General features: G+C 61.2%; 18 protein-coding genes and 1 tRNA gene. 4 read left to right on the top strand and 15 right to left on the bottom strand.

All coding sequences use genetic code 11. The features are described 5' to 3' along the window. Positions 1–255 precede the first annotated feature (255 nt). From Uis1B_RS09690 to Uis1B_RS09655, 8 genes are all read right to left on the bottom strand, one after another. Entirely contained in the window at positions 256–1,023 is a 768-nt protein-coding gene (locus Uis1B_RS09690) for an EcsC family protein (protein ID WP_207763415.1), read from the bottom strand. A 256-nt stretch (positions 1,024–1,279) separates the two neighbouring features. After that, positions 1,280–1,462 (bottom strand): hypothetical protein, encoded by a 183-nt coding sequence (locus tag Uis1B_RS09685; RefSeq protein WP_101617832.1) that lies wholly within the window; start codon positions 1,460–1,462, stop codon positions 1,280–1,282. Next, a complete protein-coding gene (locus Uis1B_RS09680; RefSeq protein WP_243390337.1) occupies positions 1,459–3,123 on the bottom strand; it encodes a Y-family DNA polymerase in 1,665 nt (554 codons plus the stop codon). The genes Uis1B_RS09685 and Uis1B_RS09680 overlap by 4 nt, the downstream gene beginning before the upstream one ends. 423 nt (positions 3,124–3,546) lie before the next feature. After that, positions 3,547–3,981, bottom strand: a complete 435-nt coding sequence (locus tag Uis1B_RS09675) for a Fur family transcriptional regulator (protein ID WP_101617828.1) — start codon at positions 3,979–3,981, stop codon at positions 3,547–3,549. 1,481 nt (positions 3,982–5,462) lie between these two features. Beyond that, positions 5,463–6,620: a 5-(carboxyamino)imidazole ribonucleotide synthase gene (gene purK / locus Uis1B_RS09670; protein ID WP_165782842.1), complete on the bottom strand. Its 1,158-nt coding sequence runs from the start codon at positions 6,618–6,620 to the stop codon at positions 5,463–5,465. Next, positions 6,604–7,101, bottom strand: coding sequence for a 5-(carboxyamino)imidazole ribonucleotide mutase (gene purE, locus Uis1B_RS09665; protein ID WP_101617826.1), 498 nt, complete (start codon positions 7,099–7,101; stop codon positions 6,604–6,606). Before purE ends, purK begins: the two co-directional genes overlap by 17 nt. A gap of 171 nt (positions 7,102–7,272) precedes the next feature. Then, positions 7,273–8,355, bottom strand: coding sequence for an ATP-binding cassette domain-containing protein (locus Uis1B_RS09660; RefSeq protein ID WP_165782841.1), 1,083 nt, complete (start codon positions 8,353–8,355; stop codon positions 7,273–7,275). 262 nt (positions 8,356–8,617) lie between these two features. Beyond that, on the bottom strand, positions 8,618–9,607 hold the full coding sequence (locus Uis1B_RS09655) for a zinc-binding dehydrogenase (RefSeq protein ID WP_101617821.1): 990 nt from the start codon (positions 9,605–9,607) through the stop codon (positions 8,618–8,620). Positions 9,608–9,882: 275 nt separating this feature from the next. On the opposite strand from Uis1B_RS09655, the gene Uis1B_RS09650 reads away from it, so the two are divergent. Then, complete coding sequence (locus Uis1B_RS09650; RefSeq protein ID WP_101617819.1) at positions 9,883–11,778, top strand: 1-deoxy-D-xylulose-5-phosphate synthase; 1,896 nt, start codon at positions 9,883–9,885, stop codon at positions 11,776–11,778. A 65-nt stretch (positions 11,779–11,843) separates the two neighbouring features. On the opposite strand, the gene Uis1B_RS09645 is transcribed toward Uis1B_RS09650, so the two are convergent. The 3 genes from Uis1B_RS09645 to Uis1B_RS09635 all read right to left on the bottom strand — a co-directional run bounded on the left by Uis1B_RS09645 (position 11,844) and on the right by Uis1B_RS09635 (position 15,382). Continuing rightward, positions 11,844–12,926, bottom strand: coding sequence for a D-2-hydroxyacid dehydrogenase (locus tag Uis1B_RS09645; protein WP_101617817.1), 1,083 nt, complete (start codon positions 12,924–12,926; stop codon positions 11,844–11,846). Positions 12,927–13,082: 156 nt separating this feature from the next. Continuing rightward, a complete protein-coding gene (locus tag Uis1B_RS09640; protein ID WP_207763414.1) occupies positions 13,083–14,513 on the bottom strand; it encodes an MFS transporter in 1,431 nt (476 codons plus the stop codon). Positions 14,514–14,608: 95 nt separating this feature from the next. Continuing rightward, positions 14,609–15,382 carry an SDR family NAD(P)-dependent oxidoreductase gene (locus Uis1B_RS09635; protein ID WP_101617813.1) on the bottom strand — a complete coding sequence of 258 codons (774 nt, stop codon included), beginning with the start codon at positions 15,380–15,382 and terminating at the stop codon, positions 14,609–14,611. A gap of 465 nt (positions 15,383–15,847) precedes the next feature. Between Uis1B_RS09635 and Uis1B_RS09630 the strand changes: the two genes are divergently transcribed. Further along, positions 15,848–16,873, top strand: a complete 1,026-nt coding sequence (locus tag Uis1B_RS09630; RefSeq protein ID WP_101617841.1) for a LacI family DNA-binding transcriptional regulator — start codon at positions 15,848–15,850, stop codon at positions 16,871–16,873. Between the two features lie 166 nt (positions 16,874–17,039). Beyond that, positions 17,040–17,420 (top strand): hypothetical protein, encoded by a 381-nt coding sequence (locus tag Uis1B_RS09620; RefSeq protein ID WP_133124913.1) that lies wholly within the window; start codon positions 17,040–17,042, stop codon positions 17,418–17,420. Between the two features lie 39 nt (positions 17,421–17,459). Here the strand turns inward: Uis1B_RS09620 and Uis1B_RS09615 are convergent, their stop codons facing one another. Continuing rightward, positions 17,460–18,218, bottom strand: coding sequence for a Fic/DOC family protein (locus Uis1B_RS09615; protein ID WP_165782840.1), 759 nt, complete (start codon positions 18,216–18,218; stop codon positions 17,460–17,462). Next, complete coding sequence (locus Uis1B_RS09610) at positions 18,211–18,390, bottom strand: antitoxin VbhA family protein (RefSeq protein WP_101617805.1); 180 nt, start codon at positions 18,388–18,390, stop codon at positions 18,211–18,213. Before Uis1B_RS09610 ends, Uis1B_RS09615 begins: the two co-directional genes overlap by 8 nt. Here Uis1B_RS09610 and Uis1B_RS12575 point away from each other — a divergent pair. Beyond that, positions 18,355–18,615: a hypothetical protein gene (locus tag Uis1B_RS12575; protein WP_423734888.1), complete on the top strand. Its 261-nt coding sequence runs from the start codon at positions 18,355–18,357 to the stop codon at positions 18,613–18,615. The two genes, Uis1B_RS09610 and Uis1B_RS12575, sit on opposite strands and share 36 nt — an antisense overlap. 273 nt (positions 18,616–18,888) lie before the next feature. On the opposite strand, the gene Uis1B_RS09605 is transcribed toward Uis1B_RS12575, so the two are convergent. Both Uis1B_RS09605 and Uis1B_RS09600 read right to left on the bottom strand, forming a co-directional pair. After that, a tRNA-Arg gene (locus Uis1B_RS09605) sits at positions 18,889–18,962 on the bottom strand. 138 nt (positions 18,963–19,100) lie between these two features. Further along, positions 19,101–19,729: RpiB/LacA/LacB family sugar-phosphate isomerase (locus Uis1B_RS09600; RefSeq protein ID WP_101617803.1), on the bottom strand; the 629-nt coding region annotated here is incomplete at its 5' end.

The raw sequence follows: 19,729 nt of genomic DNA, 5'->3' as shown, positions 1-19,729 counted from the left end.
ACGTGGGCCGTCTCGCGTCACACGGGCCGGGCGGCCCACGTGATACACCCGTCAAAACGTTGGAATATCAAGGGTTTGATCACTGCGTCACACGGGCCGCCCGGCCCACGTGACGGTACCCGGCCCACGTGACGACGCATACGGGCCACGATCCCGCGACCCGCGCTGAATGAATCAGCCAAACAGCCTGTGGCAGCACACGGTACGCGCCAAAACACACCGTATGCGCACCCAAACCAGAAAAGTCTGATTGGCTCAGTCGATTTTCTTGAGGATGAACGCGTCGTAGGCACGATCAGCGATCGTCTTCGTACCGGCGAAATCCATACCGGCACCGACCAGAGCCCCGGCGACCGGCACGACCTTCACCAGATTGATCGTTCCCTTGGTGCCGAATCTGGTCAGCAACCTGAATCCCACTTTCTGATTAATGGAGGTCAGCACCGAGCCAGGCAGCTTCTTCAGCATGTTCATCGTGACCTTGTTCGCCACATCGATGCCGGTTTTCTTCACCAGATCCGTGATGGAAGTGCCCACAAGACACAGATAGACCAGCGTTTGAACGTCGTCCTCATGCGTGTCGTAGCCACCCATGTAGGCGAGCACGGCGATCATGCGCATCTGCACGTAGATCACGCTGCTGATGTTGGCGGAGATGGATACCGGCAGGGTCAGTACTCCTCCGAAACCCGTGACGAATCCCGACGTAGTGCATTTGGCGATCTGATTGGCGATGAATCGTTTGGCCGCCTTTTCCTTCGAGCCATAGCGGTCCAGATACTCCTGCGCTAGATCATCGCTGCTTTTACTCACTTTGGGAATGCCATTCAACGCCGCGTCATAGCACTTGTCGAGTAGTTCGGACATCTGTTCCTGCGTAAGTACGACATCGCCGAAATTCTGCACGGTCTCCTTAACCGTGTTTGCCGCGGCGGCGGCATTATTCGCGGCGTCGGCCGCGGTCTTGCCTACACCGTCCGCCACGGTTTTCGCCGCATTGCCTACATTGTTGATTACACTCATGACCGTCTCCTTAGTCTCCTGATTCTGTCTTGTGAATCACGATTCCCCGACACACGATGCTCTCACCACATGGTAATGGGGGGGGGTGGGCAATCTTTCCCACCGTTATCAGCCATGTTTTCGTCGCGAGTCATCATGCCATGAACCTGCATTGAGAACCTGCATTGATATATTCCGCGTCGTCTCTCCGCACCGGAAATCATGGCTCAAACTCCAAGAAGCATCGGTATTCGCACAATTCACCGACGTCGTGCGATCACTCGCCGCGCTCCCGGACCTCCTTGGCGGTCTGAGCGATGAGATCCTCGTAGCCGGCGAGTGCGGCGAAGGGCATGAATTGGGCGGCACGATTGCGCATCGGCATATGCGGGTGTCTGGTCGACCGGTGGTGGGGCAGGTCGATGATGTCGTCGTATCGTCGTGTGGATTCGAATTTCATGCGGCGTGTCCTCCGATCTGCGTGTGTCGCTGTACTCCGGTGGCGCCTTGTTCCAGGTTCATGCCCTTGATCACGGCGTTTCTGCCGAATCGGCGTTTCACATTCACGAGCGTTTCCTGCACTCGCCGTTCCTTCGCACTGTCCTTTGCGCCATCCGCGTGTGTTGAGTCATGGTTCGTATCGGCGGTTATGCCCGTCTTTCCCGTATCCGAGTCTTCCGTTTCGGTGGCCTTCTCCTGTGAGATCGTGAACAGGTCCGGCTGTTCGTATCGTCGTTCGGCGTCGATCTCCCGTTGCGTATGCAGGTTTCCCGCCACTACGGTGAGGCGTCGTACCTGCAGCAGCGGGTTCACGATACGGTCGTACAGGTTCGTCATGGCGTTGCGGATCCGGGTGGATGACATCGTGAAGCCGTTGATTTCCACCGATCCCGAGGCGGGTTTCGGTACGCGTCGACCGTATCGGTCCACCGTCACTTCGCCCGAATACTCCCGTGCGGCGGCCTTCGCGGCCTCCCGCTCAGCGTCCGTGGCGCAGGAGTCCAGTCTGGCTGGGTCCAGACTGCCGGCGTCATAGCCGACCGTCAGGATCAATCGATCCGTCAGCATGCTCTTTTCGACCAGTTCGAGGGCGAGATCGTCGGCCATCTCCCGGACGATCAGTCTGCCCGTCCGGGAATCGGCCGGCCCGGTGAGCACTTGACCGGAGCTGATGCTGCGTTCGGCGGGCCGGTATCGTTTGATGTCGGCGATGGTGCATGGCTCCCACCCCCATGCGTGATCGATGAGCAGTTCCGCGTTCACGCCGAACATGCGGTAGAGCAGGTCCTCGTTGTGGTAATCCGAGGCCCTGCCGAGCGAGCATCGTGCGATATCGCCCATCGTCATCAGCCCCTGCCGTTCCAGTTTTCGCGCGTAGCCGCGTCCCACACGCCAGAAGTCGGTGAGTGGGCGGTGCGACCACAGCAGTCGACGGTAGGATCGCTCGTCGAGTTCGGCCACGCGCACCCCGTCGGCGTCGGCGGGTATGTGCTTGGCGACGACGTCCATCGCGACCTTGGCCAGATACAGGTTCGTGCCGACCCCGGCGGTGGCGGTGATGCCGGTGGTGCGGTAGATGTCTCGCACGATGGTTCGGGCCATGTCGTGCCCGTTCATGCCTAGGGCGCGCAGGTATCCGGTGGCGTCGATGAACACCTCGTCGATGGAATAGACGTGGATGTCTTCGTCACTGGCGTATTTGAGGTAGATCTCGTAGATTTTCGCGCTGCAGTGCAGATAATGGGACATGCGCGGTTTCGCCGCGATGAACGCCGCACCCAGCGACGGGTTGGCGGCCAGTTCGTCCGCGTCGAACGATTCGCCGGAGAATCGTCGACCCGGCGCGCGTAGACGCCGTTCCGCGTTCACCAGCGACATCGTGTGCTCTACTTCGAACAGACGGGCTCGACCGGGCAGGCCGTAGGCCTTCAGCGAGGGCGAGACCGCGAGGCAGATGGTTTTCGACGTGCGGGAGCGGTCGGCCACCACCAGATTCGTGCGCAGCGGGTCGAGCCCGCGTTCCACGCACTCCACCGAGGCATAGAACGACTTGAGATCGATGGCGATGTAGGTACGATGTCGTTCCCCGTTTTCGGTTCGGCCTGTGGTTTGGTCTGTGATTCGGCCCGTTGGTCGATCCGTAGCCCGATCCGTAGCCCGATCTTCGGTTTGCGACCGACCTCCGCCTTCATCCCGTTGCATCACAGCCTTCGTCCATTCGTTCGTTCGCTCATTCGTTCGATAACATTCCGGTTTTGCTTCCGATACTAGCAAAGATCGAACAAATGTACTAATTTTGTGGTATCGGAGACTCAAATAGTCATGGAATCCACCGGGGCACTTGCGACAAAACTGACGAGAATCACAGCGTTTGTGAATCACAAAGCAACAGTGCCATGCAATCAAGACGCAGCATCTGAGTTTTAGTGCAGCTCCGAAAGCCCCGCCCACCGCATAAAACGCAATTTCGATCTCGGACAACCCCACGCTAACGCCAATGTAGAAAAGGCGCCTCTCTCCATCAACACGGAAACGGCGACTCCATCATTCACGCTCTTCGACGGCGGGGCGCTCTTCGCGCTCTCGTTCGCGGCATTCGGCGCAGGTGCCGAAGATCTCAAGGATGTGGCTGGTGACGGTGAAACCGTTCTCTCGGGCGATGCGGCGGAACCAGGTCTCGCTTGGAGGCTCGATGTCCACGGTTCTGCCGCACCGCTCGCACACCAGATGATGATGATGGCGGGATGCGTCCTCGCCACAGTCGCGGAACAGCTGTTCGCCGCCCATGCGAATCGTATCGGCCTGACCTTCGGCTGCGAGGTTGTTCAGCTGCCGATACACGGTGGCCAGGCCGATCCGCGACCCGGCGTCTATCAGCCGACGATGCAGATCCTGCGCTGAAACGAACTCCTTCGTCTCCTTCAGCGCCTCACGCACGGCCTCCTTCTGTACGGTGCGTCTCTTCATATGTTCAACCATAAATCCACTCCCCTGCCGACATTGCCGCCGGCACCGTCATCGCCCAATACTATCAGCCCCGGCTTCCGCCGTGTCCGAAGCGGGATTCAACTCACCGCCGCTCCGGCAACCAGACCGTACGCCACCAACCACCCACCGATCAACGACAAGCGCAACCGCACATTTTCCATGTGCATTACACAGAAAAGAAAGATAACCAAATCATAACAATCGTCAATCAGGAGAGCATATCACCCACATGCGACACGCCGACCGATCGGTATAAAACCTACCGATCGGTCGGCTTTTTGCGGCAGCGCTTGCACAACAATGACAAGACGACTATCCTCATACATGGCAGCCGAACAAAGGCTGACAAAACAAAACAATACGAAAATCGAACAAGGAGATCACCATGGACTTCAAGAAGAGCCTCATCCACGGACTTGCTATGTACGGCGCCTCCACCATGACCGGCGTCGCCTCCAACAAGCAGGTTGCCGAGACCATCCTCGACATCGCCAACGAACGCTGAATCGTTCAGGATTCACCCATTCGCTAACCGATAACAGCCAAGCATACAAAACCATACGAAAGGTAAGGTAAGGATCATGGCCAACAAGAACATCTTCGGTAGCTTCATCGATTACTGCGCAGACAACCTGATGCCGGCCGCCATCGCTCAGGAGAAGATGGCCGAAGCCCAGCGTCGCAACACCGCCCGCTGAGCGACATCACCAGTAGTCAATCGCAGCAGAACACAGAAATGACACAAAAATAAGGCATACGGCCAACGGCGTCCGCATACCGGATTCTTTTTTATCTTCGATCTTTATTACTGATCAATTACTGATCAACAGTGTCGGTCAATATTGCTGATCAATCTAGCGTCGCAACACAAAACCCAACGCATTCTGCGCACCGAAAACTGCGTATGTTGAAAACCTTGCGCCGAGAATCTTGCACGCCGAAACGAGAAGAGTCACCATATCGCAGTTCCGTCCATACAGAGCCACGGACCGGATACTGACACGCAAATCGAATGCCGAATATCGTCACGCGGATTACCTTGACGGCCGCGGTGACGCTTTCTCCACATCGTCTCCCGGACCGGGTATCGTCACGCGGACCGGGTATCGTCACGCGGACTACCTATACCATGTGACGCAATGACTAAACCCTTGAGATTTCAACGTTTTGATGGGTGCGTCACACGGATAACCCATACCGTGTGACGCAAAACGTACCGCGTGACGCAAAACGGTCCATGTAATGCAATCCCGTATCGCACTGTGGACCGATCGAACCGTAGCTGAATTGAACTGGCGACTTCGCTGGCGGCACCTCATCAGTCGGCGGAGCCGACAGCTTCCCCTCAAGGGGAAGCCCACATAAGGAAAACCACGTAAAGGGAAACCTACAAGTGGAAGCCCAAGTGTACGGCACCTCATCAGTCGGCGGAGCCGACAGCTTCCCCTCGAAGGGAAGCCAGATAGGAAGGGTTACTTGAGATCGTCCCAGACGCCGGTGGCTTCCATTTCGGCCATCGTGCGCTCAGGATCGTCGGTAAGCACCGTCACATGGCCCATCTTGCGGTTGTGCTTGGCCACGGCCTTGCCGTAGTCGTGCACATTCCATTCGGGATGGGTGGGAATCTGCGCCCTGGCCGGTTCGAGATGCTGACCGAGCAGGTTGAACATCACCGCGGGGCTGAGCAGCTTCGGCTGCGGAATCGGCCAGCCGGCAATACCACGGATATGCGCGTCGAACTGATCGATCGAGCACGCCTCGATGGTGTAGTGCGCAGAGTTGTGCGGACGCGGCGCCAGCTCGTTCACCAGCACACGGCCGTCTTTGGTGACGAACAGTTCGATGCCGAGCGTGCCGGCCAGCTTGAAGCCGCCCGCCAGGATCTTCGCCAGCTCATGGGCACGCGCCTCCACTGCAGGAGCCACCGACGCGGGGGCCAGCGTCACATGCAGAATGTTGTTCCGGTGAATGTTGCGCACGATCGGGAACGTCACGTAATGCTCACCATCACCCGACACCATGATCGACGCCTCGAAATCGAAATCCACGAATCCTTCGAGAATCGCCGGCGGGAAATCGTCGTCCGGCCAAACCCGGCCCAGATCCTCCTCCCCGTGGAGCACGATCTGCCCATGCCCGTCGTAGCCACCCTCGCAGGTCTTGAGCACCGCGGGGTATCCAAGCTCCGCCAGCGCCGCATCCAGATCGGCCCGATTGTTCACAGCACGCCACGGCGCGGTTTCGATGCCATGCCGGTTGATGAAACTCTTCTCGGCGATGCGGTTCTGCGTCACGCGCAGCAGATCGGTGCCCTGCGGCACGGCCACCTGCCCGCGCACCTCGTCCAGCGCATCGGCGTCCACGTTCTCGAACTCGTAGGTGAGCACATCGCTTTTCTCGGCGAGCTCACGAATGGCCTGCTTGTCGTCGTAGTCGGCCACTACCTGAAAATCACCCACCTGAGCCACCGGGCAGTCCGGCGTCGGGTCGAGCACGCCGATGCGGAATCCCATGTATTTGGCGGAAAGCGCCATCATACGGCCCAGCTGGCCGCCTCCGACGATGCCGATCGTCACACCAGGCTCGAGCATGGTAACCTTGCCGTTCGTCTCCTCAGACAAGCTGGGCATTGGATTCCTCCACCTTCTTCTTCAAATCGTTACGGTACTCCTGCAGCGCCTCGGCGAGCCGTTCATCCGTGGTGGAAAGAATGCTCACGGCGAGCAAGCCGGCATTCGTGGCACCGGAATTGCCCACGGCGGTGGTGGCCACCGGAATGCCGCCAGGCATCTGCACGATCGACAGCAGCGAATCCCAGCCGCTCAACGCATGCGAGCGCACCGGCACGCCGATCACCGGCAGCGTGGTCTGCGCCGCGATCATACCGGGCAGATGAGCCGCCCCGCCTGCGCCTGCGATGATCACATGAATGCCTTTTTCGCGTGCGGAATGTGCGAAATCGGCCATCAGTTCGGGTGTGCGATGGGCGGACACCACCTGCTTGGAATACGGGACCCCGAATTTGTCGAGCATCTCGCAGGCATGCTTCATCGTCTCCCAATCACTGGCAGACCCCATTACGACAGCGACAAGCGGCGTGTTTTCGGCCATGACTCAACCTCCGTTCGTGGAATACGTTCCACTCTACGCACTCCTCGGCACAAATCCGGGCAATCCGCTCAATCCACGTACCCGAATCCGGCATCCGCACATCGCCACGCTGCCACGCCACGCTACCACGCCACGCAGCATCGCCACTCAGCCGTGCCGCCGAATCGGCGTTCAGTTTTCGGCGATGATCTCCACGCGCACCTTCTTGCCGCGCAGGAAGGTGATCGCATCGCGGATGTTGCGTTCCGGCCCTTCGAAAATGCCGACGATGCCGCCGATCGGATACTTGCCGACGATCTGGATGTCGGCGAGCATGATGTTCACGTCGATGCCGAACTTGCGGGTGACCAGCGACACCAGCGGTTCGGAGACGTCCTCGCTGACGTATCGCAGGGAGATGAGCTTCTGCCCGGGACGCAGATCCACCACCGGGTCGGACCCCGCCAGCAGATCGGACACCTTGCCGAGGCTGGATGCGGACTGCACGAACGCGCGGGTCCTGTCGGCCTGAGGGTCGGCGATGACCGCATGGGACGGCCCTTCCTCCACCACCAGACCCTTGTCGAGCACGATCACGTTGTCGCAGATCTCCTTGATCGCGGAGATCTCATGGGTGGCGAGCACGACGGTGATGTTCCGCTCCTTCACCAGCCGCCTGATCAGCCGCAGGATCTCACGGCTTTCGAGGTGGTCGAGCGCGCCCGTCACCTCGTCGAGCAGCAGAACACGCGGATCGGCGGCCAGAGCCTTGGCCACGGAAGCCCGCTGGAGTTCGCCGCCGGAAAGCTGTTCGGGATACAGGTTCTTCAGCGCGCGAAGGCCAAGCGCACGGAGCAGGTGCAACGCGATTTCGGAGGGTTCCAGACGGGGTTTGTCCTTCTCGTCCGGTTCGCCGCCGTCGGCGATACGGTGTTCCACCTGTTGGGCCGCTTCGGTCACGGATTCGATGATGGTCTGATTGGGGGTGAGATTGGGGAACACGCCCACCTTGGCCACTTTGGTAAGCAGATCGGCGCGTTCGGAATCCGAAACGTCACGTATGGATCTGCCGAACAGCTCCACGGTACCGGATGTGGGCCTGATTTCCCCGGCGATGAGTTTGAGCAGCGTGCTTTTGCCGGCCCCGCCGAGGCCGATCACCCCGTAGATGCGCCCCTGTTCCAAATGCAGGTTCACGCCCTTCAGCAGGGACTTCGGTCCGTCCGGGGTCAGCACCGTCTTCGTCACGTCACGGATCACTATCGACTCAGGCAAGGCAGTCCCCCTCTCATCACGCGCACTTCCGCTCATGCCAGTACTGGTTGCGATGGTATTGCAGTTTGTCATTGGTTTCCAGCCACACGATCAGGGAGTGTTGCCGGCAAACCGCCGAAAACACCGCCTCCGACCGTGGCGGACCACTGGAATCCCGTGGATTTGCGCGATGGCGAGCCCACGGGATATAAGCGTCGTCTGTACGGCGATATCAAATAATCGTCATACCCTCCGCCTAATCGTCATACCCGCCGCCGCTCGGTCACAGCGTGATGACGACCTTGCCGAACACGTCTCCGGACAGCACCTTGCCAAACGCCTCGGGAGCCCGATCGACGTCGTACACGGAATCGACCACGGGATGCAGATCGGCGTGCTCCACGAAGCGCAGCAGACGGCCGAAATCATCACGGGAACCCATGGTGACGCCCTGCACGCGGATGTCCTGGAAGAACACGCGCGTGAGCTCGGCGCCCGGCTGGTCTCCGGTGGTGGCGCCGCAGACGGCGATGACCCCGCCCGGTCTCGCCGATTTCACCGAGTGGCTCCACGTAGCTGCACCCACCGATTCGATGACGGCGTCCACCTTGCGGGGAAGTCTCGCACCGGGTTCGAACGCCGCGTCGGCGCCCAGCGCCACGGCCTTGTTGCGCTTGTCTTCGCTTCGCGAGGTGACGAACACCTCAAGGCCGGCGGCATGGGCCAGCTGGATCGCCGCCGTGGACACTCCGCCGCCCGCACCCTGAACCAGGATCGAATCGCCGGGCCTCACCTCGGCGGCGCGGAACACCAGCGAATAGGCGGTCAGCCAGCTGGTGCCCAAGGCCGCGGCCTCGCCGAAATCCAGATTCCGCGGCTTGGCGAATATGTTGGCGCTAGGCACCGAGGTCTTCTCGGCCAGCGTACCGGGGTACCGCTCGGAGAGGATGCTGCGCCGCTCCCCCGGTGCCACGCCGTTGCCGTCGGTGCCGACGAAGGTGTACAGCACCACTTCGCTGCCGGCCTTCAGCCCCTTGCGCACGGGAATGTCCTCGTCGAGCACGCCGGCCGCATCGGTGCCGAGAATCATCGGCGTCTGCTCCGATGAAAGTCCCACGCCCTGCAGGCTCCACAGATCGTGATGGTTCACGGTCGCGGCCTTCACCGTCACCGTGGACCAGTATTCGCGCGGCTCCGGTTCCGGCCGGCTCCCCACCTCCAGCACGGACAGCGGATCATCATGATTCACATCGGCGGCGTATACGGCTTTCATCGGCGTTCCTTTCCTAACGGCCCTGCTGCGCTCCTAACCCTGTTGCGCTCCCTCCATTATCGTCGCAAAGCTTCCCGCAAAATCGGTAGATGCTGAGAATGTTCCGGCAACAGGGGGCATATGGCGGATCGCATCGCTACAATCGGTTGCCGGGAAAGGCGGGGTACGGCGACCGTCAGAGGCATGGACCGCTCGACCGACGGCATATCCATATGGTCAATCCGTGCGATCCGATCCGTACAGTCAACGATCCGCACAGTCAAGGAGAGTATTGGATGAGCGATTATCTGGCACACATCGACGGCACCGAGGATCTCAAGCGTCTTGCTATCGATCAGCTGCCCGATCTCGCCGACGAGGTTCGCCGCGCCCTGCTCGAATACTGCGAAGTCCACGGAGGACATGTGGGATCGAACCTCGGCATCGTGGAGGCCACCATCGCCCTGCACTACGTGTTCGATTCACCCCGCGACCACATCGTCTTCGATGTGTCGCACCAAAGCTACACGCACAAGATGCTCACCGGCCGCCGCCGCGCGTTCACCGATCCGCGGCTGTACGGCACGGTCACCGGATTCACGAATCCGCTGGAAAGCGAGGACGATCCGTTCGTGCTCGGCCACACCGGCACGTCGATCTCCCTGGCCTGCGGCATGGCACGGGCCCGCGATCTGACCGGAGGAACCAATCGTGTGGTGGCGGTGATCGGCGACGGCTCGCTGTCCAGCGCCGTCGCGTTCGAGGGTCTGAACGAGGCCGGGGAGCTGCACGGTAATCTGCTCATCGTGGTCAACGACAACGAGATGTCGATCGCCGAGAACCACGGGGGCATGTATGCGAATCTCGCGCGGCTGCGCGCCACCGGCGGGCTGTGCGAGCATAATCTGTTCCGCGATTTCGGTCTGGACTATCGCTACGTGGAACATGGCAACGACGTGACGGAGCTGGTGAAGGCCTTCCGGGAGGTTCGCGACTTCGATCATCCGGTGGTCGTGCACATCCATACGGTCAAAGGGCTTGGCCTGGGGCCGGACGACGAAGGCCGGGTGGAAAGCAATCATTGGCATAACGCGGCGAGTGCCGCCGGGAGGCCGCTCGGCGCGCGAAAGACCTACGGCATGATGGCGATGGACATGCTCGCCAAGCGTTTCGACACGGAACCGGGGCTGATCGTGATCTCCCCCGCCACGCCTGGGTCCAACGGCATCACGCGCGAGTTTCGCGCCGAGGCCGGTTCGCATTACCTTGACACCGGGATCACCGAAGAGCATGCGGTTGCGCTGGCCGCCGGCATCGGACGTGCGGAGGGCACGCCCGTGCTGGCGACGTCGGCCACGTTCTTCCAGCGCGCTTTCGATCAGATTCATCAGGAGTTCGCCCTCAACCGGGTGCCCGGTACGTTGCTGATCTTCGGCGGCGGCATTTCGGGAACCGACAACACGCATTCCGGGGCCGGTGATGTGGTGATGTTCGGCAACATCCCGGGACTGACCTGCCTGGCACCAACGTCGGGAGCCGAATTCCTCAGCATGCTCGCATGGTCCACCGGCCCGGCCCGGCGACCGGTGGCGATCCGGGTGCCCGGAGAAGCCGTATTGTCTGCGGAACGGGCCGGCGGATATCCAAGGTATGCGCGTGCCGGTGTTTCCGGGATCAATGCCGATGATCGCGACGACGATAACGCCGACGCCGCTTCGTCTGCCGCCACCGATACCGCCGCCACCGCTACCGATACCGTTACCGACGCCGTGGCAGGTGATCCCCTGCGATACCGCATCACCCATCGCGGCCGCGAGGTGGCTCTGATCGGTCTGGGCAACGCCTATCCGCTGGCGGAGTCCGCGGCGGGTCTGCTTGCCGAGCACGACATCGACGCCACGGTGATCAACCCCCGTCAATACTCGTCGCTGGACGAGGAGACGCTGATCGGTCTGGAAGGCGATCATCGGATCGTCGTCACCGTCGAGGATGGTCAGCTTGAAGGTGGGTGGGGAGAGAAGATCACCGCGTTCTACGCGAACCGCCCCGCGAACGAACAGGTCACCATGCAGGTACTGAACGTCGGAGCAAGCAAGGAGGTCACCGATCGGGTGCCCATGACCACGCTGCGCGAGCGTTACGGGTTGACCGCCGAACGGATCGCCGGCCGCGTACTGGGCCGGATCCGCTAGGCCGATAGGCTCCGCCGAGCCGCCCGGCTTCGACGGAGCCTCACACCGTCAACGGAATTTGCCCGTCAGTAGAATTCGACGGTGTTCACCACGGCCCGCATCGGCTTGCCGTCTAGGAACGCCGTGGCATCCTGCGCGAATCGCCGTGCGATGCGCTCCTCCTCCTTGCTGCTCAGCGCTGCGGTATGGGGACTGACCACCACCTGCGGATGAGTCCAGAACGGCGAGTCGGCCGGCAGCGGCTCATGCTCGAACACGTCCATGGCCGCGAAGGACACACGGCCGTCATCCAGCGCCTTGAGCAGTTCGGCCTCGTCGATCACGGTGCCGCGGCCGACGCTGGAGATGATCGTGCCGGGCTTCATGTTGGCGAACACGTCCCGTCCGAGCATGTGATACGTCTGGTCGGTGCCGGGCAGGGTGTTGATGATGGCATCCACCTCGCCGACGACGTCCGGCAGCTGAGCGGCGGAAACCACTTTGTCGACGCCTTCGATCTTCGGATCGCCTTCGGCCACGCCGATCACGCGGGCGCCGAGCGCATTGAGGCGGCGCACGCATTCGGAGCCGATGCCGCCGAGACCCATCACCAGAACGGTCATCTCGTCCACCTGACGCATCTCCCATCGGTCGGGCCACGTTTTCGCGCCCTTGTCGGCGAGCAGACGCGGAAGGTTCTTGGCGCCGGCCAGCACACCGAAGACTGCGAATTCGGCCAGCGGCCCGCCGTGCACTCCGGCGCTGGTGGTGAAGACGATGCGTTCGAGGTCCTCTCGGCTCAGGTTCGCGTCCTTGATCTGGCTGCCGCCGCCGGCCGCAGTGGTCATCACCCACTTGAGATCGGGGTTGGCCTTGACCGTGCGGGCCAGCGCTTCGGGCTCGACGTCGGGGATGCCGAACAGCGCGTCGGCCGAGTCGACCAGATCGTCGAAGGCCCGCTGCTGTTCGGGAGTGCGGTGGAAACCGGGGTCGCCGGACCAGTCGGCGGGACCGCGCATCGGCTTGAGCAGCGTATGGTCGCGGATGAGATCGATGCGAGGTTCCAGGGTTTCGACCAGTCGGCAGAGTCGTTCGTTCAGCGGAACGGCCACCACCACTCGCAGTCGGCGGGCGGTTTCGGTGGAATCGTTGGGGTTTGAGATGGTCATGGGTGGGTTCCTTTCATTTGCGAATGATTCATGTGAGATTCATGTGAGGTTCATGCGAATGGTGGGGGGAACCACCGGATGACCAGAGCCACCGGATGGTTCACTCCACCGAAGTGATTCGCTTCACCGGGGGTGATTCGCTTCACCGGGGGTGATTCAGGCCACCGAGGCGAGCGGTGCGGCGACGGTTTCGGGTACGACGGCCGGCATGGTTTCGGAGGACCGTTCGTGCTGGGAGATCTTCACGGCGTCGTCCAGACGGGTCAGATCCCGACCTGCGGTTTCCGGCACCATGAACGTGGACAGCGTGGTGATGGCGGCGAGCACCGTCATGTACACGGCCATGAGCACCCAATTCGCGTTGCTGACCGCGATGATGTAGGAGCCGAGTACGCCGGCCAGTCCTCCGGCGACCACGGCGGAGAGCTCACGGGCCATGGCCACGCCGAGGTAGCGGTGACGGGCGCCGAAGAGTTCGGGGAACATGGCGCACTGCGGGCCGAGCATGAAGTTCACGCCGACGCCGACGCCAAGGGCGACCACCGCAACGGCGATGAAGTGATTGCCCAGCGAGAGTAGCCACCAGGCCGGGAAGGCGAAGACCAGCATGAACACGGCGCCGAAGCGGTAGACGGCACGGCGGCCGTACCTGTCGGAGAGTGCGCCGGAGAACGGCACGGTGAACAGGCCGATCAGCGCGCCGAGGGCCACGCCCCACGAGAGTATGCCCTTGTCGGCGGTGGATCCGACCACGGCCACGAAGTACGACATCGACAGGGTCTGGAACATGTAGCTGCCGCCGTTCTCGGCCATGCGCATGCCGAATGCGGCCACGACGCCGGGGGTGCCGCTGGTGAACAGTTCCCTGAGCGGGTGCTCGGAGACCTGATCGGAGGCCTTGAGCTCCACGAAGGTCGGCGATTCACGCAGGTGCATGCGGATGAACAGGGCGAGCAGGATCAGCAGGAACGACGCGAGGAACGGGATTCGCCAGCCCCAGGCCATGAGCTGCCGCTCGGGCATCAGGGTGAGCAGGAAGAAGGCGACGGATGCCATGAGGCTGCCTGCCTGAATGCCGATGTACGGCAGGGCGGCGAAGAAGCCACGCTGCTTGACCGGCGCGTATTCGGCCATAAGCACCGAGGAGCCGGTCTGTTCGGCACCGGCGCCGAAGCCCTGAAGCAGACGGGCGATCACCAGCATGATCGGCGCGGCGATGCCGACCGACTCGTAGGTGGGCAGGAATCCGATGGCCGTGGAGGAGCCGCCCATGAGCACGATGGTGACGACCAGCACCCATTTGCGGCCGATCTTGTCGCCGAGGCGACCGAAGATCAGGCCGCCGAACGGTCGGGCGATGAAGCCGACGCCGAAGGTGGCGAACGAGGCGACCGTAGCCATGGCGGGGTTGTCCTGCGGGAAGAACAGGGTGTTGAAGATCAGTGCCGTGCACAGACCGTACAGCGCGAAGTCGAAGTATTCGAGGGCGCTGCCGAGGCTGGAGGCCAACGTGGCGCGTTTGAGCTGGTCGGCGTATTCGGCCTCGCTCATCTGCGAGGAGGCCGGGTTGACTGCGGTGGTCATCATAATCTCCTTTGATTATGGATCGTGATTATGGATTGGATGGATTGAACGGATTGGGTGGATTGAACGGATTGGGAAGCGGCCGGCTAGAGGAACGGCTATCGCAGCAGGTAGCCGCCGTCGACGGGAAGCATGACGCCGTTGATGTAGTCGGAGGCCGCGGAGCATAGGAACACCATCGCGCCCATGAGCTCCCTGGGCTCTCCCCAGTGGCCGGCGGGGATGTGTTCGCGGATCTCCACGCTACGGACGGGATCCTCCTGCAGGGCCTTGGTCATCGGAGTGTTGATGTAGCCGGGTGCCAGGCCGTTGACCTGAATGTTGTGCGGGGCGAGCGCGTCGGCGTAGGCGCGGGTAAGGCCCATCACCGCGTGCTTGCTGGCCGCGTAGGGGTAGATGAACTTGCCGGCGCGGTACGACTGCATGGAGCCGATGTTCACGATCTTGCCGCTGTTCTGCCTGATCATCACCTTGGCGACTTCGTGGGAAAGATAGTACAGAGCGTTGAGGTTGAGCTCGATCACGGCCTTCCAGTCCTCATCGGGGAATTCCACGAGATCATGTCGGCGCTGCATGCCGGCGTTGTTGATGAGCACGTCGATGCGTCCGAACTCCTCCATCGCCTTGTCCACGATGATCTTGGCGGCGCCGGGTTCGGTGATGTCCTGCTTGAGGAAGACGATTCGACGGCCGTTGGCCTCCACGTCGGCGCGGGTCTCGTCCCATCCCTTGTCGTCGTAGGAGACGACGAAGACGTCGGCGCCGACTCGGCTTACGGCCTGGGTGTAGTACCGCCCCAATCCGCTGGCGCCGCCGGTGATGAGCACCACTTTGTCGGTGAGTTCGAAACTGCTGATGGAAAATTCCGCCATGGTATCCCTATCTCCTTTGATGGTGGGTGGACCGGTCAGTATGTTTCACCGACCGATGGGCTTCACCGACCGATGATCATCCGTCGGCTGGTGAAGCATACTGACCGATATTGGTATATCGATATTTTTAATATCCGAAATTCATTGTTTTTGTTGTGGTGTATCGATACCCCAAAAATATACTCAAGTCAGAAAAACAGTCAACCTACGGCGTGTTGCCACGGTTTGCAACAGATTTCGGGAAACCGTTCCCTCCCCGGATCCGGGTATACGATCCGGCCGGCGTGAAACCGTTCTAGACTGGTGACCCGTATCACGGGCATATGGGAGAACGGTCCTGATCACCAGATCACCCGATCACCGGATACACGCGGACGAAACGAACGACCGACACCGTCCGCCGATCCGGACGCCCGGATATCGGCGACCGATGAGGACGAAGACGACATCGACGGAGGCACTGACATGGCCAAGGTGACCATCGCGGACATCGCGCGCGAAGCGCAGGTTTCCGTGACCACGGTCTCCCGGTTCATCAACGGCAACTACGGCAAGATGAGCCAGACCACCAAAAACCGGATTCAGCAGACCGTGGACCGGCTCGAATACCGTCCAAGCGCCTCGGCCCGGCGCATGAGGCAGCAGTCCACCAATGTCGTCGGCGTAATCGTCGCCGACATCTCCAACGTCTTCTCCTCACTGCTGTTCAGCGGCATCTACTCGGAACTGCAGCCCGCAGGATACGACGTCATGCTCATGAACTCCAACAACATGATCGAACAGGAGCATGGGGAGATCGACCGACTACTCGCCCAGGAGGTTGACGGTCTGATCATCCAGCCGAACTCCCGCCGATTCTCCGTCTACGAGCCCATCATCTCATCACGCACGCCGCTGGTGATGGTCGATCGCGAAACCGAGGATCAGCCCGAAACCGTTTCCAAGGTGGTGAGCGACAATGAGGACTCCTGCAACCATCTGGGCGAAACGCTTGCCGACCTCGGATACGAGAACCTCGTCGTGATCAGTCGCACGCGCAGCGAAGTCTCCGCCCAGTCCCTCCGTATCGCCGGACTGCGCAAAGCCGCCGAGAAACGACACATGCTGATGCTCACCATCGAGGCGGATTCTCATGACGACGACTGGTTGCAACGCCAGATCAGCACTACGCTGAATCATCTGAACGGACGGACCGCGCTGATCTCGCTGATGGGCCCCCTGCTGTTCGACGTACTCGCCGCGCTCAGAGCGCTGGGCATCCGGTATCCGCAGGACATCGGGCTGGTGAGCTTCGACGACTGGCGCTGGTCGCAGTACGTGCAGGACGGCATCTACCTGCTGGAACAGGATCCGCAGCTGCTGGGGCGACAGGCGGCACGCAACCTGCTCGATCAGATCCGCGCGCGCGGCACCGACAAAACCGGCGACCCCTATTCCGCCAGCCGGTGGATCGCATTGCCCGTCACCACCGTGGAATCACCGTCGATCTGAACTGGACGTACACGTGGAGTTCGGACGGATGAGGTTCAAAGTCATCGGGATCATATGCGTTCATCCGGGACGATCAGGGATGACGATGAAGCCGGTGCCGTCGGGCACGTTCTCGCAGGTCGTCCAGATCAGGTCAAACCAGTACTTGCCGGCGGCTCCTGCGCTCATGCCCAGGCCCCTGGGCGTGAAGTCGCGGGTGCGGTTGCCGCCGCCGCATCTGAGGGTCAGGTTCTGCGAGACCGCCTTGCCGTTCGGCCCGTGGAAGCCGGCCGTGTACCGCGAATACAACCGCCGCTCCGGCAACCACAACTGGACGCTCAACAAGGCCGAACACGACATGCTCGTGCGCCTGGGCTGGAAGAACGAGGGCGTCGCCTGGTACACGTCGCCCACGGGCGCGAACGTGTACCGCCTGTACAACCCCAGGCCCTACCACAAGCCGAAGCACGGCCGGGGCAACGGCGGCGGCGAGCACGTGTACACCACCAGCTACGGCGAATACGTGAGCGTGATCCGCGCCGGCTGGCGCGGCGAAGGCGTCGCCTAGAAGACACTGTAAAGCCCGGAGCGCACATGCGAGATGATTTCACCTTGATGGCCTGCTACGGAAGTGCGCAGCCACTTCGGTCCCATCCGACTTGGTGTGCGCGTGCACGTACACATCACCTCCCGGCAAGAGCTTTGCTATGGGCTTCAGATGACCGACATTTGCATGCTCCACCAATATCGGTTCATCGGGGTCGCAAGGTTTGACGGCGACATCGAAAGCCCGGCGGAGTATCGAATAGTCCCGTTGCTCCGCCGCAAGACGACTTCCCTCATCATTGTCCTGTTTGGAGACCAATCGCCAATCAATGTCATATCCGGCTTCATGACAGACCAACGTCCACAACATGCGTTGAGTACGCCCGTTCCCCTCCCTGAACGGATGCACGTAATTGTAGTTATCGTAGTTGCGGACCAGACGGTCTAGAAACTCGTCCTTGTCGAGGTTTTTCAGATAACCGTCCTTTCTCAACTCATTCATCGAGTATTCGATGCCGGTCGGGATCATGGGTGATGGAAGGAAATATTCCGAACCTTCGGCAAGCTTCCGGATCTCCACTGTTCGAATCTCCCCCGCCCACGAATACACTGCCCCGAACAATCTGCGGTGGATCTCTCGCAATTCGTTCAGATCCGCCATCCGATTCCGTGGAGGATTCTCAATCAGCTTCACTGCGGCGATCGACACCAATTCGCCTTCGGCCTTTTTCAACTCATCCAAGGTGGTCGCCCCCACCTTGTTCCTCAGCAGTCCGGTAGTCGGATCGATATACGGATCAACGAATCCATAATCATTCATGCGGCTTCTTCTTCGTATGATCATTGCGTCGCCAAGCGCGTTCCATCATTTCATCAATAGTCATCCTGCCGTCGATATACCGTTCCATATCCTCGCAGAAGTCGGAAGAGACGTAAGCCCCCTCCATTTCGGCACTGTGCACGGCTTCCTCAATGGCTCTCTTCCGGTCCATGACCAATCCTCCTTCCGACACGTTGAACATGCGTCCCCGGATATTCCGATTATAGGATCTCGCCACCCGAGCGTCTCCCTCGCATACGCGTCCTATCCGTCCAGCTCGTCTTCCCCGAACACGCCGGGAGCCCGTCCCGTGTACCGCGAGTACAACAGGCGTTCCGGCAACCACAACTGGACGCTCAACAAGGCCGAACACGACATGCTCGTGCGTTTGGGCTGACACGGCGAAGGCGTCGCCTGGAAGATCCTGTAACCCCGATTGCGTGCTTCGTACGATCCACCTCATCAGTCTCGCTTTGCTCGACAGCTTCCCCTCGTAGGGGAAGCCTGATTATGCGGATGACGGTCGAATACCCCCTCGGACGGCTGGACGATGTGGCCGAAGCGTTGGACGCCAGAAGAAACTCCGCGGTAGTACCCAATGGTACCCAGAATAATTAGTCGAGAAAACAATAATCCCCTTGGAACGCTGGAATTCCAAGGGGGTTCCTAGTGACCCCGGCCGGGCTCGAACCGGCGACCTTGAGATTAGAAGTCACATGCTCTATCCAGCTGAGCTACGGGGCCAAAACAACAAGAATGCAGTATACCAGTGTCCGTGACATGACGCCTCGCATTCACATGAAACGCGCGGCGGCCGGTTCGTTCCTGGAGCGTGCCGCAGGGACACGCCACGGGGAACGGACCGGCCGCCGACGCCGGAGCCTAGTCGAGCAGGCCGAGCACGTAGTCCTTGACCTCGCCGTCCTTGGCGTGCGCCTCGAACAGCCCGCGGAACCGCTCGCCCGCGAACGCGCCCCTGACGAGCTCGGGATCGAGGTCGCGGTAGATGTCCACGAGGGGACGGAACGCGGCCGCCCGCACCCCGTCCAGGATCCGCTTGTTGCGCTGTTCGGGCACGACCCGCTCCTTGGGATAGCCGGAACCGGGCTCCTCGAGCCACAGCTTCTCGAAGATGTACTCGAGCTGCAGCTCCTGGCCCCACCCGTTCTTCAGCGCGAACGGGATCGCGATGGCGTTGCCGTCGTTGATCTGCGCGAACGTGTACGCGTCGAGCGGGTCCTCGACGTGCCCGCAGATGACGCCGGGGAAGCTGTTGAGCGCGAGCATGGCGCCCTCGCCGGTGCCGCAGCCGGTGACCACGAAGTCCGCGGCCCCGGAGTTGAGCAGCGCGGCGGCGAGCACGCCGTTCTGCACGTAGGTCAGCTGCGCGGCGTCGTCGGCCGCGTACATGCCGTAGTTGTCCACGTCGAAGCCCGTGGCGGCGGCGACCTTGCCCAGGGCCGCGTGGATCAGGCCGTTCTTCGCGGCCTGGCTGTTCTCGTTGATCAAAG

This window comes from Bifidobacterium margollesii, from assembly GCF_002860355.1.
GTDB lineage: Bacteria > Actinomycetota > Actinomycetes > Actinomycetales > Bifidobacteriaceae > Galliscardovia > Galliscardovia margollesii.
Note: the sequence above shows the minus strand (reverse complement) of the source record. Positions and strands in the feature narration are given on the sequence as shown.

Bases quoted from the DNA above. Each gene is read 5' to 3' on its own strand.
- Uis1B_RS09690 (WP_207763415.1), bottom strand. From the start codon at position 1,023: ATGAGTGTAATCAACAATGTAGGCAATGCGGCGAAAACCGTGGCGGAC.
- Uis1B_RS09685 (WP_101617832.1), bottom strand. From the start codon at position 1,462: ATGAAATTCGAATCCACACGACGATACGACGACATCATCGACCTGCCC.
- Uis1B_RS09675 (WP_101617828.1), bottom strand. From the start codon at position 3,981: ATGGTTGAACATATGAAGAGACGCACCGTACAGAAGGAGGCCGTGCGT.
- purK (WP_165782842.1), bottom strand. From the start codon at position 6,620: ATGCCCAGCTTGTCTGAGGAGACGAACGGCAAGGTTACCATGCTCGAG.
- purE (WP_101617826.1), bottom strand. From the start codon at position 7,101: ATGGCCGAAAACACGCCGCTTGTCGCTGTCGTAATGGGGTCTGCCAGT.
- Uis1B_RS09655 (WP_101617821.1), bottom strand. From the start codon at position 9,607: ATGAAAGCCGTATACGCCGCCGATGTGAATCATGATGATCCGCTGTCC.
- Uis1B_RS09650 (WP_101617819.1), top strand. From the start codon at position 9,883: ATGAGCGATTATCTGGCACACATCGACGGCACCGAGGATCTCAAGCGT.
- Uis1B_RS09645 (WP_101617817.1), bottom strand. From the start codon at position 12,926: ATGACCATCTCAAACCCCAACGATTCCACCGAAACCGCCCGCCGACTG.
- Uis1B_RS09640 (WP_207763414.1), bottom strand. From the start codon at position 14,513: ATGATGACCACCGCAGTCAACCCGGCCTCCTCGCAGATGAGCGAGGCC.
- Uis1B_RS09635 (WP_101617813.1), bottom strand. From the start codon at position 15,382: ATGGCGGAATTTTCCATCAGCAGTTTCGAACTCACCGACAAAGTGGTG.
- Uis1B_RS09630 (WP_101617841.1), top strand. From the start codon at position 15,848: ATGGCCAAGGTGACCATCGCGGACATCGCGCGCGAAGCGCAGGTTTCC.
- Uis1B_RS09620 (WP_133124913.1), top strand. From the start codon at position 17,040: ATGCCCAGGCCCCTGGGCGTGAAGTCGCGGGTGCGGTTGCCGCCGCCG.
- Uis1B_RS09615 (WP_165782840.1), bottom strand. From the start codon at position 18,218: ATGAATGATTATGGATTCGTTGATCCGTATATCGATCCGACTACCGGA.
- Uis1B_RS09610 (WP_101617805.1), bottom strand. From the start codon at position 18,390: ATGGACCGGAAGAGAGCCATTGAGGAAGCCGTGCACAGTGCCGAAATG.